Below are 16,275 nucleotides of genomic sequence, written 5' to 3' on the forward strand. Positions count from 1 at the left end.
GCCCGGCCTGGTGTCACCGGCCGGGCGCCGGCGCGTACCCGCCGGGCCGAGTGGTGAACGTGCCCCGGCCCTGGGTTCGGCTACGCAGCCGGGTCGCGTACCCGAACAGCTCGGCCAGCGGCACCGTCGCCGTGATCACCACCGTGCCGGCGCGGGCCGTCGAGCCCGAGACGCGGCCGCGCCGGGCGGCCAGGTCGCCCAGCACGCCGCCGGCGGACTCCTCCGGCACCGTGACCGTGACCTCGGCCACCGGCTCCAGCAGCACCATCTCGCAGGCCCGCAGCGCCTCGCGCAGCGCCAGCCGTCCCGCCGCGCGGAACGCCAGCTCGGACGAGTCCTTGGGATGGGTGGCCCCGTCGGTCAGCGTGACCCGCAGCCCGGTCACCGGATGGCCGCCGAGCGGGCCGCCGGCCAGCGCGTCCCGGCAGCCCGCCTCGACCGCCCGCACGTACTCGCGCGGCACCCGCCCGCCGACCACGGACGAGCGGAACTCGAAGCCCTCGCCGTCCAGCGGTTCCACATCGAGCACGACGTGGGCGAACTGGCCGGCGCCCCCGTCCTGCTTGACGTGCCGGTACAGCAGCCCCGACACCCCGCGCGCCACCGTCTCCCGGTGGGCCACCCGCGGCCGGCCGACGGCCACGTCCAGCCCGTGGTGGCGGCGGAGTTTCTCCGCCGCCACCTCCAGGTGCAGCTCGCCCATGCCGGACAGCAGCGTCTGGCCGGTCTCGGCGTCGGCCCGCACGGACAGCGACGGGTCCTCCTCGGCCAGCCGGGCCAGCGCGGCGGCCAGCCGGTCGGCGTCGGTGCTCCTGCGGGCCTCGACCGCCACGGACACCACGGGCTCGGTCACGCCCGGCGGCTCCAGGACCAGCGGCGCCCCGGGCGCGCACAGCGTGGCGCCGGCGCGGGCGCCCTTGAGCCCGACCACCGCGACGATGTCCCCGGCCACCGCCCGCTCCACGTCGGTGTGCCGGTCGGCCTGCACCCGCAGGATCCGGCCCACCCGCTCGGTACGTCCCGCGCCGGCGTCCAGCACCGTGTCCCCCTTCCGCATCGTGCCCGAGTAGATCCGCAGGTAGGTCAGCCGCCCGGTGGCGGTCGAGCTCACCTTGAACGCCAGCGCCGCCAGCGGCGCCGCCGGGTCCGCGGCCCGCTCGCCGCCGTCCTGCGCCCGCACCGCCGGCACGTCCAGCGGCGACGGCAGGTACGCCACCACGGCGTCCAGCAGCGGCTCGATCCCCCGGTCGCGGTAGGCCGACCCGCACAGCACGACCACGCCCGCACCGCTGCGCGTCAGGTCCCGCAGCGCGGCGGCCAGGGTCGCCGCGGAGATCGCCGGCTCCGCGCAGAACTCCTCCAGCGCGCCCGGATGCAGCTCCGCCACCGCCTCCTCCAGCAGCCGGCGCCGCCGCCGCGCCTCGTCCAGCAGGGCGTCCGGCACCGGGCCCTCCTCGGCCCCGCCGCCATCGGCCCACACCAGCGACCGCATCCGCAGCAGGTCCACGACCCCGGTGAACGCGTCCTCGCTGCCGATCGGCAGCTGCACCACCAGCGGCGACGGGTGCAGTCGCGCCCGGATCGACGCGACCGCCGCGTCCAGGTCGGCGCCGGCGCGGTCCAGCTTGTTCACGAACGCGATGCGCGGCACGCCGTACCGATCGGCCCGCCGCCACACCGACTCGCTCTGCGGCTCGACCCCGGCCACGCCGTCGAACACCGCGACCGCGCCGTCGAGGACCCGCAGCGAGCGCTCCACCTCGTCGGAGAAGTCGACGTGGCCCGGTGTGTCGATCACGTTGATCCAGTGGCCGTCCCAGACGCAGCTCACCGCCGCGGCGAAGATCGTGATGCCGCGGTCGCGCTCCTGGGAGTCGAAGTCGGTGACGGTCGTCCCGTCGTGCACCTCGCCGCGCTTGTAGGTGGCGCCGGTCAGGTACAGGATCCGCTCGGTGACGGTGGTCTTGCCGGCGTCGACGTGGGCGAGGATGCCCAGGTTGCGGATGGCGGTCAGCGGGTTGGAAACACGAGTGCGCATGGCCTATGGCCCTTCATGACGCATGGGAACAGGACAGCGCGATTCCCCGGCGAACGGCCCGGGTCCGGGCAGGCGGGAACCCCTCGGCAGAAGGGCGGATGTTCGTCAGGACGTCCAGTGACGGCCGCGCAGCCGGCACCGGGGCGACGAAGACACCAGGATCACCTCGTAGCGCGACGGGGGGACGACGGCAGCGGTGCTGTGGCGCACGGCCGGCTCCTCTCCCTCGTCGATCGCGGTGCGTCGGTTCGAGGCGAGTGTAGTGAAACCGGCGTGACCAGAGAAACGGGTTTTCCGCCGGGCGTGAGGTTCATCACGCGGACGCCTGCCTGCCGCCGAAGAGAGACGCCGCCGTCATTTCCGCATGTCGACATAGGCGCGAGACGCTTTCAGGGAAGGACGCGCCCCATGACGATCTCTCTTGACACGGGTCGGTACACGGTCGGCATGGCCACGAGCGCAGCCGACGTGCGGGCAGCGCAACGGCTCCGGTACGAGGTCTTCGCCGAGGAGATGGGGGCGCGGCTCGACAGCCCCGTCTCCGGGATCGACGCAGACAGGTTCGACGCCTACTGCGACCACCTCCTCGTACGCGACGGCGCCGAGGTCGTCGGCACGTACCGGCTGCTGCCGCCGGGCCGTACCGACCGGCTCTACTCCGACGCGGAATTCGATCTCCGCAACCTCGCCCCCATCAGGAAGGGCCTGGTCGAGGCCGGCCGCACCTGCGTGCACCCCGGCCACCGGGACGGCGCGGTCGTGGGCCTGATGTGGGCGGGCATCGCTCGGTACATGGTGAGCGGCGGACACCAGTGGCTGGCCGGCTGCTGCTCGGTGCCGCTCGACGACCAGGGGGCGGTGGCGGCGGCGGTCGCCGAGCGGGTGCCGCTCGGGCCGGAGGAGTACCGGGTCACGCCGCGCGATCCGTGGCGCAGCGGGCGGGGCGCGGTCCGTACCGACCGGTTCGTGCCGCCCGCACTCCTGCGCGGGTACCTGCGGCTGGGGTCCTGGGTGTGCGGGGCGCCCGCGCACGACCGCGACTTCGGCACCGCCGACTTCTTCGTGCTGCTGTCCATGGCCCGCGTCAACGCCCGCTACCTGCGCTACTTCCTGGGAGAGACGCCGTGAGCGGCCCTGGAGGTGCCGTGGTGAGCTCGGTCGCGCAGCTCAACCCCTGGCGGCCGCTCGGGCCGTGCTCGCCCGCCGCCTGCGTGGAGGTCCCGGCCGCGCAGGCCGGGCCGGTCCGCCTGGTGGCGCGGCTGTCGGCGGCGCTGCTCGTGGTGCTCGCGGGCGTACCGCTGTCCCTCGCGACCTGCAGGGTGCGCGCCGCCCGGCGGGCGGAGATCACGAGGGTGTGGGCGCGGCTGCTGCTGCGCGCCCTCGGCATCAGGGTCGAGGTCGCCCCGGGAGCGGAGGGCGAGGGCGGCCTCGTCGTGGCGAACCACATCTCCTGGCTCGACCCGATCGTGATCGCGGCCACGGTGCCGTCGCGGCCGCTGGCCAAGCGGGAGATCGCCGGATGGCCGGTCGTCCGGACGCTGGTGGCGGGCTCGGGGGCGCTGCTCATCGACAGGGAGCGGCTGTACGAGCTGCCGGCGACCGTCGCGGCGATCGCGAGCGCGCTGCGGGCGGGCGACACGGTCGTCGCCTTCCCCGAGGGGACGACCTGGTGCGGGCGCGGCATGGGCGGGTTCCGGCCGGCGGTGTTCCAGGCCGCGATCGACGCGGGCGCCCCGGTGCGACCGGCGACGCTCCGCTACCGGGAGGGCGCGGCGACCTCGACCCGCGCCTGCTACGTCGGCGACGACTCGCTGCTGGCCTCCCTGCTGCGGGTCGCCGCGACCCGGCATCTCGCCGTCGAGGTGACGCTCCTCACCCCGATACGGCCCGCCCTCGCCGGCCGGCGGCCGGACGCCCGCGCGGCACTGGCCAGGATCGCCGAGGCCCGGGTACGCGCCAACGTCCTCGATGACGCGCACGGAACGCGTACGGAGGCATTGGAGGCCGCCTGGCGGCCCCTCGGCGTGACCGCGACGGCCGATCATGCAGTTTGACATTGCCGGACGCTCATCCATTAGGTTAGCCTCGCCTAAATAGGCGGCATTGATCTATTGAGGAGCCGTTCTTTGACACGCACGCTCACCCTCGTGGCGCTCGTCCTGATCACGATCGTTGGCTGCGGCTCCACCGCGCCCGCCCCCGCGCCCGCCACCGGCGCGGGCAGCGCCACGGCCGCGGCCGGTGCCTTCCCCGTGACGATGGCGCACAAGTACGGCAGCACCACGATCCCCGCCGCCCCCAAGCGCGTCGTCACCGTCGGCCTCGTGGAGCAGGACGCGCTGCTCGCCCTCGGCGTCGTGCCCGTCGCCACCACGGAGTGGTTCGGCGGTCACCCGGGAGCCATCGGCCCGTGGGCCAAGGACAAGCTCGGCAGCGCCACCGTGCCGCAGGTCCTGAAGGACACCGGCAGCGGCCCCCAGCTCGAGAAGATCGCCGCGCTCAATCCCGACCTGATCATCGGCCTCTATTCGGGGCTCACCCAGGAGCAGTACACCACCCTGTCGAAGATCGCCCCGACCGTCGCCCAGCCCAAGGAGTACATCGACTACGGCATCCCATGGGATGAGCTCACCAAGAAGGCCGGCATCGCCGTCGGCAAGGCCGCCGAGGGCGAAGCGCTGGTCAAGCAGGTCGAGGACCGGTTCGCGCAGGTGCGGAAGGAGCACCCCGAGTTCAAGGGCGCGACCGCCCTCATGGCCACCGTGTACGAGGGCTACTTCGTCTTCGGCAGCCAGGACGCGCGCTCCCGCCTGCTGGGCTCGCTCGGCTTCCAGCTCCCCACCGACCTCGACAAGGCCATCGGCGACAAGTTCGGCGCGAACATCAGCAGGGAGCGCCTCGACCTGCTCGACACCGACGCGATCGTCTGGAGCGTGACCGACATCCCCAAGGGCCAGGCCGAGCTGCACGGCGACAGCGTCTACAAGGGGCTCAAGGTGGCCACGGAGGGCAGGGAGGTCTTCCTGCAGGAGAGCACTCCGCAGGGCGACTCCGTGGCGTTCCTCACCGTGCTGAGCCTGCCGTACGTGCTCGACATGCTCGTGCCCAAGCTCGCGACCGCGGTGGACGGCGACCCGGCGACCAAGGTCACGTGAAGGCCCTCGGGGTCGCGGCGGGCGCGCTGATCGTGGTGTGCCTGCTGTCGCTCTCGCTCGGCGCCCGCCAGATCCCGCTCGACCAGGTGGCGGGAGCCCTGGCGGGCACGGTGACCGACCGCGACATCCTGGACGTCATCTGGTCGGTACGCCTGCCGCGCACGCTGATCGGCGTGCTGACGGGCGCGGCGCTCGGCCTGTCGGGCGCCCTCATGCAGGCCCTCACCCGCAACCCGCTGGCCGACCCCGGTGTGCTGGGCGTCAGCGCGGGCGCGGCGTTCGCCGTGGTCCTGGCCATCGGGGTGTTCGGGGTCGGGGCGCCGGGCGGGTTCGTGTGGTTCGCCTTCGCCGGCGCCCTGGTCGCCAGCGTCGTCGTGTACGGGCTGGCCGGGCTGGGGCGCGACGGGATGACGCCGGTCAAACTGGCGCTGGCCGGGGTCGCGGTGACGTTCCTGCTGAGCTCGGTGACCAGCGCGTTCGTGCTCGTGGACCCGGAGTCGCTCAGCCGGTTCCGGTTCTGGTCGGCGGGATCGCTGTCCGGCACGGGCGGGAATGTGCTGCCGCAACTGCTGCCGTTCGTGCTGGTGGGGGCCGGGCTGGCGTTCGCGTGCGGGCCGGGGCTCAACAGCCTCGCGCTGGGCGACGACGTGGCCCGCGGGCTTGGGCGCCGGGTGGGGCTGGTCAGGCTGGAGGGGGCGGCGGCCGTCATGCTGCTGACCGGGTCGGCCGTGGCGGCCATCGGGCCCGTGGTGTTCGTCGGGCTCGTGGTGCCGTACCTGGCGCGGGCCCTGGCCAGGCGCGACGGCTCGGAGGCCGACCACCGGCTGCTGCTGCCGCTGGCGGCCATGCTCGGACCGTGCCTGCTGCTCACCGCCGACATCGCCGGCCGCGTCGTGGCACCGCCGATCGAGGTGCAGGCGGGGCTGCTGGTGGCCTTCATCGGCGGTCCGTTCTTCGTCGTCCTGGCCCGGCGCCGGCGATTGGCGGAGCTGTGACGGCACGGGCCGTACTGCATCGGTGTTCGGGGGGATATGTGATGGAGCGGGCTGGAATACGCTGCTGGTCAGGGGAGCTGTGATGAGCCAGGTCGTCACGTTCCGGCTGTCCGTACCGCCCATCTCCGGCGTGCTGCGCCCCCGCCTCATCCTGGTGTGCCTGGCCGTGGCCGCGGCCGCCTTCCTGGCGTTCTGCCTGGGCATCGGGCTGGGGGAGGTCCCGCTCGGCCTCGGCGAGGTCGTCGGGTCGCTGCTGGGAACAGGAGACCAGGGCACCGCGTTCGTCGTACGCGAGCTGCGCCTGCCCAGGGCGTTGACCGGGCTGCTCGCGGGCATCGCGTTCGGCCTGTCGGGCGCGCTGTTCCAGACGATGACCCGCAACCCGCTCGCCAGCCCTGACATGATCGGCGTCACGCAGGGGGCGGGCGTCGCCGTGGTGGCCGGGATCGCCCTGGGCCTCGGCGTCGGACTCCAGGTGCTGGGCTTCGCCGGGGCCGTGTTCGCCGCGCTGATCACGTACCTGCTGGCCTGGAGACGCGGCGGCGCCACCGGCAACCGCATCGTCCTCGTGGGAATCGGCCTGTCGTGGATCTGCACGAGCGCCACCGAGTACCTCATGGTCACCAGCGGCGATTTTCAGGCACAGCAGGCGCTCGGCTGGCTGTTCGGCAACCTGAACGGCCGCACCTGGGACCACGTGATGCCCCTGGCGATCGCGTTGGCCGTGCTGGCACCCGCCGCCCTCCTGCTGGCCCGCTGGAGCCAGGTGCTCCAACTCGGCGACGAGCTGGCGGTCGTCCTGGGCGCCCCGGTGCAGCTGGCGAGGCTGACACTCCTGATGACGGGTGTCGCCTTGGTGGCCTTCGGAACAGCAGCAGCGGGCCCCGTCGCCTTCGTGGCCCTTTCCGCCCCGCAAATCGCCCGCCGCCTGGCCGGCACCGCCTGGCCACCACCGCTGGCCTCGGGCCTCGCGGGCGCATTCATCGTGCTGGGCGCGGATTTGATCGCGAGGTTGCTGATCCCAGACGTGGAACTGCCGGTCGGCGTGGTTACCGGCGCCCTGGGAGCCCCGATCCTGCTGTGGCTCCTGGCCAGGACACGCCGCCGGTAGGTCGCCCGAGGTCTTCGCCCGGGGCACGTAGGGCTTCTGATGCGTATTCTCGGCGTCGCGTTGTCACAGATCGGGATGCTGCGCTGTCTTTCAGACGGACCGGACTCCCAGAGCGACAGGAGTGAGCCCTTGCCACCAGCCAGCACCACGATCCGGATCCGGGTCCGGATGAGCGCTCGCCCCATCGACGAGCCGCACCGCGCCGCGAGCCAGCTTGAGCTCCTGTTCGACCTCACCTTCGTGGTCGCGGTCGCGGCCGTCACCGCCCAACTCGCGCACAGCATCGCCGACGGTCACGGCCTGGCCCAGCTGGTGCCGTTCCTCCAGGTGTTCTTCGCGATCTGGTGGGCGTGGATGAACTTCACCTGGTTCGCCTCGTCCTACGACACCGACGACGTCGCCTACCGGCTGCTGACCATGGTGCAGATGGCCGGCGTGCTGGTCCTCGCCGCCGGTGTGCCCGCCGCGATCAGCGACTCCGATTACGGTGTTGTCACGCTGGGCTACCTCATCATGAGGGTGGCGCTCGTCTCCCAATGGCTGCGGGCCGGTTTAGAAGACCCGGACAGCCGCCGCACCGCGCGGCGCTACGCCGCCGGCATCAGCCTCGTGCAGCTGGGATGGGTGCTTCGCTTCCTCCTCGTGGATACGGGCGCCCTGCCCTCGTCTTCCGCGCTGCCGCTCTTCGCCTGCCTGGTCGTCCTAGAACTCGCGGTGCCACGGTGGGCGGAACGGGCCAGGGCCACCAACTGGCACCCGCACCACATCGCCGAGCGCTACGGCCTGTTCACCATCATTCTGCTCGGTGAAAGTGTCCTCGCCGCGAGCAGGGGAGTCGAAGGAGCGCTCGAAGCAGGCGAGATCAGCGGTGGCTTCGTCGTCATCGCTTTCTCCGGCCTCGTCCTGCTGTTCGCTCTTTGGTGGCTCTACTTCCTCGTAGAGGCCGGCGAAGGTCTCAGCGACCGCCGTCATCGGTCTTACCTGTGGGGATACGGCCACTATGGCATCTTCGCGGCCCTGGCGGCCCTCGGCGCCGGGCTCGAAGTGGCGGTGGAGCAGAGCGGGCACGCCGTTGCGGCATCACCGCTGGCACTCGGCTACGCGGTCGCCATCCCGGTCGGTGTGTATCTCGCTCTGCTGTGGGCGGTACACGCACTTGTCGTCGCAACGCCCGTCTTCTTTCCCGCTGTGGTTCTGGGCTGCGTCATCGTCATCTTGGTGCTGCCGCTCGCGACGCCCTGGATCGGTGTGGCCGCCGTGGTCGCGGTGATCGCGGCCATCTGCGTCGTGCTGGTCGCCGTCACGATCTGGACCGCAGTCGTTGGGGCCCGCGCTGGAGCGCGTCGTCATGGCCCGCAATCCTCCAGCTCCGGCGAGGCGTAAAGGAGATCTGGGACGGTCCACGCTGGTGCAGGGTCATCGGCCCTGCGTGGCTGGTGGCGGGTCAGGCCCGGTGGACACCGCGGTGAGCTTGGCCGGGTTCATCATCCACAGCACCTGGTCGATGCCCTGCTCCGAGGCGTTGACCGTGAGGACCGTGAACACCTGTCCGTCGCGGCTGAGCAGGGCTGAGGTCTGGCCGTTCGTGGTCGCCCAGGCCACGTCGACACCGGTCCAGAAGCGGTCCGCGAATGCCTTGACGTACTTGGCCACCCGCGACGCGCCCGCCACGGGGAAACGAGAGGCGCGCACGGCGCCGCCGCCGTCGGAGTAGCTGGTCACGTCCGCGGCGAAGAGCTCCTCCAGCGCGGTGAGGTCGCCGGAGCGGGCCGCGGTGACGAAGGCGGTCAGCAGCCTGCGTTGTTCGGCTCCGGTCACGGGCGTGCGGCGCTCGACGAGTACGCGCTTGCGGGCCCTGCTGACCAGCTGGCGTACGGCCGCCTCGTTGAGCTGGACGATGTCGGCGATCTGCCGGTAGGGGTAGTCGAATGCCTCCCGCAGCACGTACGCCGCGCGTTCGGTGGGCGAGAGCCGCTCCAGGAGCAGCAGCACCGCGAACTCCAGGGCCTCGCCGCGCTCGGCGCCGAGGTAGGGATCCCCGCCGGTGTCGACCGGTTCGGGCAGCCATGGGCCGAGGTAGGTCTCGCGGCGGACGCGGGCGGACTGGGCGGCGTTGATGGCCAGCCGCGTGGTCGTCGTCGCCAAGAACGCCGCCGGATTGTCCACCGTGGCGCGGTCATACGCCTGCCAGCGCAGCCAGACGTCCTGCACCAGATCCTCGGCTTCGGTGACACTGGCCAGCATCCGGTACGCGATCCCGAACAGGCGCGGCCGCACACCGTCGAACACCGCCACGGCCTGTTCGAGATCTTCCGGTCCGCCAGATTCGCTCGTCGGCACGGTATCCGCCACTGTCATCGCCCCCTGCTCCGGCGTCCCCCCTCGTCGGTAGTCCGAGCTTCGGGACCTTCCTGGACTGTTACCTGCCGCCTACCCCTTGAACAGCGGGGACAGGCCAGTAGCGGGGAACAGTCCAGGAAGATCTCCTCCGGCGCAGCGGCCGGCCAGACGTCTGCTCTCACAGACAGCGACGCGGTCACCCCATGCCGCGATTCCGGTGGCAGCCGCGGAAGGCCGCTGTGGAGCTTGCCGTGGCAGAGCCGGCCGTGCGGCCGGGCGGGGTGGTGGCAGGAGGATCAGCCCTGGATGGACTTGGTCTCGAGATACTCTTCGAGGCCGTGGCGGCCGAACTCGCGGCCGTTGCCGGACTGCTTGTATCCGCCGAACGGTGCCAGGACGTTCCAGTCGGCGCCGTTGACGTCCACCTGGCCGGTGCGCAGCCGGCGGGCGATCGCCATCGCGCGGTCGTGGCTGCCGGACACGGCGCCGGTGAGTCCGTACATCGTGCTGTTGGCGATCTCCACGGCCTGGTCGTCGCCGCTGTAGGGGATGATGGTCAGGACCGGGCCGAAGATCTCCTCCTGCGCGATCACCGCGTCCGCCGCGACGTCGGCGAAGATCGTCGGCCGTACGTACGCGCCTCCGTCCAGCCCTGCGGGCTTTCCCCGGCCGCCGAAGACCAGCCGGGCACCGTCGGCGATGCCCCGCTCGATGTAGCCGTTGACCCGCTGCCGGTGCTGCTCGGAGGCCATCGGGCCGATGTGGGTGGCTTCGTCCGTCGGGTCACCGACGACGTAGGTGGCGGCGGCGGCCACGGCCAGCTCGACCGCCTCCTCCTGCCGCGACGCCGGCACCAGCATCCGCGACCACGCGCCGCAAACCTGACCGCCATTGGGAAAGGCCATGGCGACGCCACGAGCGACCGCCTCAGGGAAGCCGGCGTCGTCGAGGATGATGTTGGCCGACTTACCGCCAAGCTCCAGTGTGACCCGCTTGACGGTCTCCGAGGCCGCCGCGGAAACCTGCCGGCCCGCACGGGTGGAGCCGGTGAACGACACCATGTCGATGCCGGGATGCGCCGCGATGGCCGCACCGACGGCCGGGCCCGTGCCATGGACGATGTTGAACACCCCGGCGGGCAGCCCCGCCTCGGCCGCGACCTCGGCCAGGATCGCCGCCGTCAGCGGCGCGATCTCCGACGGCTTGAACACCATGGTGTTGCCCGCCAGCAGGGCGGGCGCCAACTTCGAGACGATCTGCTGGAGCGGGAAGTTCCATGGCGTGATGGCGCCCACGACGCCGATCGGCTCACGCACCACCAGCGAATTGCCGATCCGCTCCGTCCAGTCGAAGGTGGGGGCGAGCGCGGCGAAGGACGCCGCCACCGCCACCGGGAACGCCGCCTGCGCGGTGCGGGACAGCGTGATGGGGGCGCCCATCTCGCGGGTGATCGTGGTGGCGATCTCCTCGGCCCGGCTGCGCAATCCGTCTGCGATGCGCCCGACGACCCGCCCGCGTTCGGCCGGGTCGGTGGCGGCCCAGCCGGGGAAGGCCGCGGTCGCCGCGGCGACGGCCTGGTCGACGTCTGCCGTGGTGCCGTCCGGCACCTGAGCTATGACTTCGCCGGTCGCCGGGTTCACCACGTCGATCATGAGAGTGGATCCGGCGGCGTTCTGGCCGCCGATCCAGTGGGCTGCTGTCTTCAGTGCTGTGCTCATGCAACGACCCTGACAGCAGGGCGAGGCCGGAGGAATGTTCTCCCAATCCGGGGATCCGGCCTGGCTCGATCCCCGTCTCGCCGATCCAGGGACCGGCAGAACATGGATCCGGGCGGCCGGCGCCTCGATACTCGACACCCCGGGGGAAACATTTCCGGCCAGGAAGTGTTGCCGGGGCGAATGCGTAGGCGACCGTACATGCGGCCTCCCGCCGGCCGGCCGGGGTCGCGATTCGCCCACTCCGACAACGCGCAGAGGAGATCGACCATCGTGGACCGGGTCCGACTCGCCGAATTCCTGCGAAGCCGCCGGGAGGCGTTGCAGCCAGAAGACGTAGGGCTGCCCCGTGGCGGGCGGCGGCGTACGGGCGGGCTGCGGCGCGAAGAGGTGGCCGTGCTGTCCGACATGTCGGTCGACTACTACAGCAGGCTGGAGCAGCGACGCGGGCCGCACCCGTCAGAGCAGATGCTCGCCGCCCTCGCCGGCGGCCTGCGCCTGTCTCTCGAGGAACGCGATCATCTGCTCCGTCTCGCGGGTTACGCCACCCCCCAGCGGACCCTGCGTGCCGACCACGTCAACCCCGGCATGATGCGCGTCTTCGACGGCCTCGAGAACGCCGCCGCCCAGGTCGTGAACCACATCGGAGAAACGCTGAAGCAGACCCGGCTGTCGAAGGCGCTGATCGGCGATGAGACCTCCCGCACCGGGATGGCCCGCAGCGCGCACTACCGGTGGTTCACCGACCCCACTGCGCGATCCATCTATCCCGAGGACGACCACCCAACACATAGCAGGCTGATCGCAGCGAACCTGCACGAGATGTACACCCGCGACCGTGAGGACCCGCGCCTGGCAGCGGTCGTCGACGCCCTGCTCGCCGAGAGCGCCGAGTTCACCGCGCTGTGGCGCGAGCACCCGATCACCGGTCTGTACTGCCCGCCCAAACGCATCCAGCACCCGCAGCTCGGCCCGCTCGAACTGCACTGCCAGACGTTGATCGACCCCGACCAGTCCCAGATGCTCGTCGTCTACACCGCGCCATCGGGCAGCGATAGCCGCGACAAACTGCGCCTGCTGTCCGTCATCGGCGACCAGCGCGTCTAGCAGGTCGCGTCTGGCGTGCTCCTCCTCGTCCATCAGACGCCGCTCGCGCGGACCAGACCGGTTCGCCTGGCCGTCGATGGGGGTGACCTCCGTGGTGGCGAAGCGATCCAGGACCTCGTACGAGGGGCGGCCGGATCCGGCACGAGCGACCGCGCGCAGCAACGAGGATGTCACAAATCACGCCGCTACCCGGTCTTGCTTCTGGAAGGGTTTTCGTCGATGCGGCCAAAGGGAGCACCATGCATTCGCCAGAGCAACGGATCGCCACGTCGGTCCTGGTCATCGGCACGGGAGGAGCCGGGCTGCGGGCCGCGATCGAGCTCGCCGAGCGCGGGGTCGGCGTCCTCGCCGTGGGCAAACGGCCGAAGGCGGACGCGCACACCTCTCTCGCGGCGGGCGGCATCAACGCGGCGCTCGCCACGATGGACCCCGAGGACACCTGGCAACAGCACGCGGCGGACACCCTCAAGGAGAGCTACCTCCTCGCCAACCCCCAGACGGTGCGCATCGTCACCGAAGGGGGCGCACGGGGCATCGAAGACCTCCAGCGCTACGGCATGCCGTTCGCCCGCGAACAGGACGGGCGGATCTCGCAGCGCTTCTTCGGCGCCCACACCTACCGGCGCACCGCCTACGCCGGGGACTACACCGGACTGGAGATCCAGCGCACCCTGATCAACCGCGCGGCACAGCTCGACGTCCCCGTCCTCGACACCGTGTACATCACGCGCCTTCTCGTCCGCGACAACGCGGTCTTCGGCGCGTACGGGTTCGACCTGACCGACGGCAGCCGCTACGTCATCCACGCCGACGCGGTGATCCTGGCCGCCGGCGGCCACACCCGGATCTGGCGGCGCACCTCCTCCCGGCGGGACGAGAACACCGGCGACTCCTTCCGCCTCGCGGTCCTCGCCGGCTGCCGCATCCGCGACCCCGAGCTGGTGCAGTTCCACCCCTCCGGTCTCATCGCACCCGAGAACGCGGCCGGCACCCTCGTCTCCGAAGCGGCTCGGGGCGAGGGCGGAATCCTGCGCAACCAGCTCGGCGAGCGGTTCATGTCGCGCTACGACCCGGAGCGGATGGAGTTGTCCACGCGCGACCGCGTCGCCCTGGCCGCGTACACCGAGATCAAAGAAGGCCGCGGGACCCCGGACGGCGGCGTCTGGCTGGACGTGTCACATCTGCCGCGCGAGACGATCATGACGCGGCTGCCTCGTGTCTACCAGACGCTCCTGGAACTGCAGATGCTCGACATCACCAAGCAGCCGATCGAGATCGCACCGACCGCGCACTACTCGATGGGCGGGGTCTGGGTACGACCCGAGGACCACGGCACGGGCGTCGACGGCCTGTACGCGATCGGGGAGGCGGCCAGCGGCCTGCACGGCGCCAACCGCCTCGGCGGCAACTCACTCATCGAACTCCTCGTCTTCGGCCGCATCGTCGGGCAGGCGGCGGCCGAGTATTCCGCGGGCCTGGAGGCCCAGCGCCGCTCGGCCGAGGCGCTCGACGCGGCACGGGCGGAGGTGGACCAACTCCTGGCCGCCGACGGCCCCGAGAACGTGCGCGCACTGCAACGAGCCCTCCGCGACATCATGACCGAGCACGCCGGCGTGGTGCGCGACGAGAGCGGCCTGCTGAAAGGCCTCGCCGAACTTAAGGCGGTAGAAGCGCGCATCAACGATGTCGGCGTGCACCCGGACATCGCCGGCTTCCAGGACCTGGCCCACGCCTTCGACCTGAAGTCCGCAGCGCTCGCCGCCCGCGCGACGATCGAGACCGCACGTGAGCGTCGCGAGACCCGCGGCTGCCACAACCGCTCCGACTACCCCGATCTCGACCCCGCACTGCAGGTCAACCTCGTGTGGTCCGGTCCCGGATCGGTGGAGAGGGAGACCATCCCCCCGATTCCCGTCGAGATCGCGGCGCTCATGCGCGAGGTTTCCAGCGTCGGAAAGCTCGTCGAGTAGCGACCATCGGGCGATGCGGCCGAAGAAACATCCCGGCTGCCCGATTCCACACCGCGGCACACATCGTCGCCGCCCGCTACACCGCTGACGGCGCAATGGCGCCCTCCCCCTGAAAGGACGGCAACGATGAGCCCTGTAGTCGTAGGCGTGGACGACTCCGAGGAATGCCTGCGAGCTGTGGAGTGGGCCGCTGGCGAGGCCGGACGCCGCCGACAGCCGCTGCAGATCCTCCACGCCTTCATCTGGCCCCTCCTGGGAGTACCCCTCGGACCGGCGCCGGGAGCGCCTCCCGAAGGCGGCCTCCGGCACGCCGCCGAACGCATCCTGGCCACCGCACTGGCCCGTGCACAAAAAGTCGCACCCGACATCGAGGTGACCACCAGCCTGCCGGAAGGCGAGCCCGCCACCGCACTGCTGCACCGGTCTCACCAAGCAGAACTCCTCGTCGTGGGCAGCCGCGGGCTCGGCGAAGTAGGCGGCCTGCTCCTGGGATCGGTAGGCGCCCGACTCGGGAGCGAGGCCGCCTGCCCCGTCGTCGTCGTGCGCGGGCCCGTCACGCCACGGGGACCTGTCGTGGTGGGCATCGCCGACGATGGCGAGAGCGAGGCTCTGCTCGCCTTCGCGTTCGCGCATGCCGCCCGGACAGCGAATGTCCTGATGCTGGCGCATGTCAGCACCGAGAGATCAGCCAGTCCAAGAAGCCTGGCCCTGCCCGAGCACCGCCTGGCCCGGTGGCAGGAGCGCTACCCCGCGGTCACGATCGTCCAGGAGTCTCTCACCGGCCAGCGGGGCAGGACGCTGACGCACGCCGCGTCCGAGGCGTCCCTGCTTGTTGTCGGCTCTCACCACCGCCACGAGCTCAGCGCGCTGATGCACGGCTCGGTCAGTCAGACCGTCCTCCACCACGCCACCTGCCCCGTGGCGATCATCCCGGTCCATCGGTAGGTCCCTGCGCGCCACATGGCCGTGTGGGGGTCGGCAACAGTTGTTCTTTGAGTGTGCGTAAGTGTGCACGAAATGACAGGAGCTGATGCCGGAGTGTGCGCCGTGAACCTCACGGTTGGTAGAGAACACAGGGTGCGCGGGCAAGCGTGACGCCACGGCCGCACGGGCCATAAAGGCTTGCGTATCGCTCAAATGTTCTGCCCAACGGTGGCAAACTTCGGTAGTCTATTCGTCACCTTCAGTAACGGCTTGGGAGGTGGGGTTGACGTCATGCAGGCGTACCGGGGTGCTCGCGATCTCCATCCAGCGATCTCTTCACATGCCTGCCGCTCGGCCAACGGCTGTGCCCGCACGACGCTGGAGGCCACGGCGCATGGCTGAGCAGCTGCGACCGATCGAGGCGCCGTTCGTCGCTGCCGCTCCGTCGGGTGTGGCGGTCCGGGATCGTCTCAAGGGGCTGAGCGCCCGGGATGAGATGGTGCTGCGGCTGGTGGGTGCGCATCTCGGCACGCTGGCCTCCAGCGATCTTGCGGTGCGCTGCCGGGACGGGCTGGCGCACGACGCGGACCGGTGGGCGCAGCGCAAACGCGAGCTGACCGCGCTGTCGTCGGCGCGGTGGGCCGGGGCGATCACCAAGGCGTCGCATGACCAATGGGCACTGGCCCGCCGCTGCCAGCTCGCCCACATCCAGAACCTCGAGGCCGCGATCGCGACGATCACGCGCCGCCTTTCCGTGCCCGTGGGCCAGAAGGCCACCAAGGACACTCCGGCGGGGTATCGCTCGCGCAAGGAGTGGTTCGCCAAGTCTCGCCGCCTGCACGTGCTGACCGATCGGCTGGCCGCCGTGCGGGCGGACTGGCAGGCCGGGCGGGTGCACATCGTGCGGGGCGGCAAACGGC

At 71.3% G+C, this 16,275-nt stretch carries 12 protein-coding genes and 1 pseudogene; 10 read left to right on the forward strand and 3 right to left on the reverse strand.

Features of this window, described 5'->3' with window-relative positions:
* Positions 1–13: 13 nt before the first annotated feature.
* Entirely contained in the window at positions 14–2,038 is a 2,025-nt protein-coding gene (gene fusA / locus EJK15_RS33495) for an elongation factor G (protein ID WP_138714490.1), read from the reverse strand.
* Positions 2,039–2,446: 408 nt separating this feature from the next.
* Between fusA and EJK15_RS33500 the strand changes: the two genes are divergently transcribed.
* The 6 genes from EJK15_RS33500 to EJK15_RS33525 all read left to right on the forward strand — a co-directional run bounded on the left by EJK15_RS33500 (position 2,447) and on the right by EJK15_RS33525 (position 8,682).
* Complete coding sequence (locus EJK15_RS33500) at positions 2,447–3,166, forward strand: GNAT family N-acetyltransferase (protein ID WP_138714491.1); 720 nt, start codon at positions 2,447–2,449, stop codon at positions 3,164–3,166.
* Positions 3,167–3,186: 20 nt separating this feature from the next.
* A complete protein-coding gene (locus EJK15_RS33505; RefSeq protein ID WP_171074675.1) occupies positions 3,187–4,092 on the forward strand; it encodes a lysophospholipid acyltransferase family protein in 906 nt (301 codons plus the stop codon).
* 72 nt (positions 4,093–4,164) lie between these two features.
* Positions 4,165–5,193, forward strand: coding sequence for an iron-siderophore ABC transporter substrate-binding protein (locus EJK15_RS33510; protein WP_240777381.1), 1,029 nt, complete (start codon positions 4,165–4,167; stop codon positions 5,191–5,193).
* Positions 5,190–6,188 carry a FecCD family ABC transporter permease gene (locus EJK15_RS33515; RefSeq protein WP_138714494.1) on the forward strand — a complete coding sequence of 333 codons (999 nt, stop codon included), beginning with the start codon at positions 5,190–5,192 and terminating at the stop codon, positions 6,186–6,188. The genes EJK15_RS33510 and EJK15_RS33515 overlap by 4 nt, the downstream gene beginning before the upstream one ends.
* 82 nt (positions 6,189–6,270) lie before the next feature.
* Entirely contained in the window at positions 6,271–7,299 is a 1,029-nt protein-coding gene (locus EJK15_RS33520; protein ID WP_138714495.1) for a FecCD family ABC transporter permease, read from the forward strand.
* Between the two features lie 129 nt (positions 7,300–7,428).
* Positions 7,429–8,682: a low temperature requirement protein A gene (locus EJK15_RS33525; protein ID WP_138714496.1), complete on the forward strand. Its 1,254-nt coding sequence runs from the start codon at positions 7,429–7,431 to the stop codon at positions 8,680–8,682.
* 33 nt (positions 8,683–8,715) lie between these two features.
* Here EJK15_RS33525 and EJK15_RS33530 read toward each other — a convergent pair whose 3' ends face one another.
* Both EJK15_RS33530 and EJK15_RS33535 read right to left on the reverse strand, forming a co-directional pair.
* The gene (locus EJK15_RS33530; RefSeq protein WP_138714497.1) at positions 8,716–9,657 is read right to left on the reverse strand and encodes an RNA polymerase sigma-70 factor; all 942 of its coding nucleotides are present in this window, start codon (positions 9,655–9,657) and stop codon (positions 8,716–8,718) included.
* Positions 9,658–9,935: 278 nt separating this feature from the next.
* Positions 9,936–11,357 (reverse strand): aldehyde dehydrogenase family protein, encoded by a 1,422-nt coding sequence (locus EJK15_RS33535; RefSeq protein WP_138714498.1) that lies wholly within the window; start codon positions 11,355–11,357, stop codon positions 9,936–9,938.
* Positions 11,358–11,627: 270 nt separating this feature from the next.
* Between EJK15_RS33535 and EJK15_RS33540 the strand changes: the two genes are divergently transcribed.
* The 4 genes and pseudogenes from EJK15_RS33540 to EJK15_RS33555 all read left to right on the forward strand — a co-directional run.
* Complete coding sequence (locus tag EJK15_RS33540) at positions 11,628–12,461, forward strand: helix-turn-helix transcriptional regulator (RefSeq protein ID WP_171074676.1); 834 nt, start codon at positions 11,628–11,630, stop codon at positions 12,459–12,461.
* 239 nt (positions 12,462–12,700) lie between these two features.
* Complete coding sequence (locus EJK15_RS33545) at positions 12,701–14,431, forward strand: L-aspartate oxidase (RefSeq protein WP_138714499.1); 1,731 nt, start codon at positions 12,701–12,703, stop codon at positions 14,429–14,431.
* Positions 14,432–14,557: 126 nt separating this feature from the next.
* Entirely contained in the window at positions 14,558–15,376 is an 819-nt protein-coding gene (locus EJK15_RS33550; RefSeq protein WP_138714500.1) for a universal stress protein, read from the forward strand.
* A gap of 373 nt (positions 15,377–15,749) precedes the next feature.
* Positions 15,750–16,275, forward strand: a pseudogene (locus EJK15_RS33555) (IS200/IS605 family accessory protein TnpB-related protein); the annotation flags it as partial.

This window comes from Nonomuraea basaltis, from assembly GCF_005893125.1.
Taxonomy (GTDB): Bacteria; Actinomycetota; Actinomycetes; order Streptosporangiales; family Streptosporangiaceae; genus Nonomuraea; species Nonomuraea basaltis.

Bases quoted from the DNA above. Each gene is read 5' to 3' on its own strand.
- fusA (WP_138714490.1), bottom strand. From the start codon at position 2,038: ATGCGCACTCGTGTTTCCAACCCGCTGACCGCCATCCGCAACCTGGGC.
- EJK15_RS33500 (WP_138714491.1), top strand. From the start codon at position 2,447: ATGACGATCTCTCTTGACACGGGTCGGTACACGGTCGGCATGGCCACG.
- EJK15_RS33520 (WP_138714495.1), top strand. From the start codon at position 6,271: ATGAGCCAGGTCGTCACGTTCCGGCTGTCCGTACCGCCCATCTCCGGC.
- EJK15_RS33530 (WP_138714497.1), bottom strand. From the start codon at position 9,657: ATGACAGTGGCGGATACCGTGCCGACGAGCGAATCTGGCGGACCGGAA.
- EJK15_RS33535 (WP_138714498.1), bottom strand. From the start codon at position 11,357: ATGAGCACAGCACTGAAGACAGCAGCCCACTGGATCGGCGGCCAGAAC.
- EJK15_RS33545 (WP_138714499.1), top strand. From the start codon at position 12,701: ATGCATTCGCCAGAGCAACGGATCGCCACGTCGGTCCTGGTCATCGGC.
- EJK15_RS33550 (WP_138714500.1), top strand. From the start codon at position 14,558: ATGAGCCCTGTAGTCGTAGGCGTGGACGACTCCGAGGAATGCCTGCGA.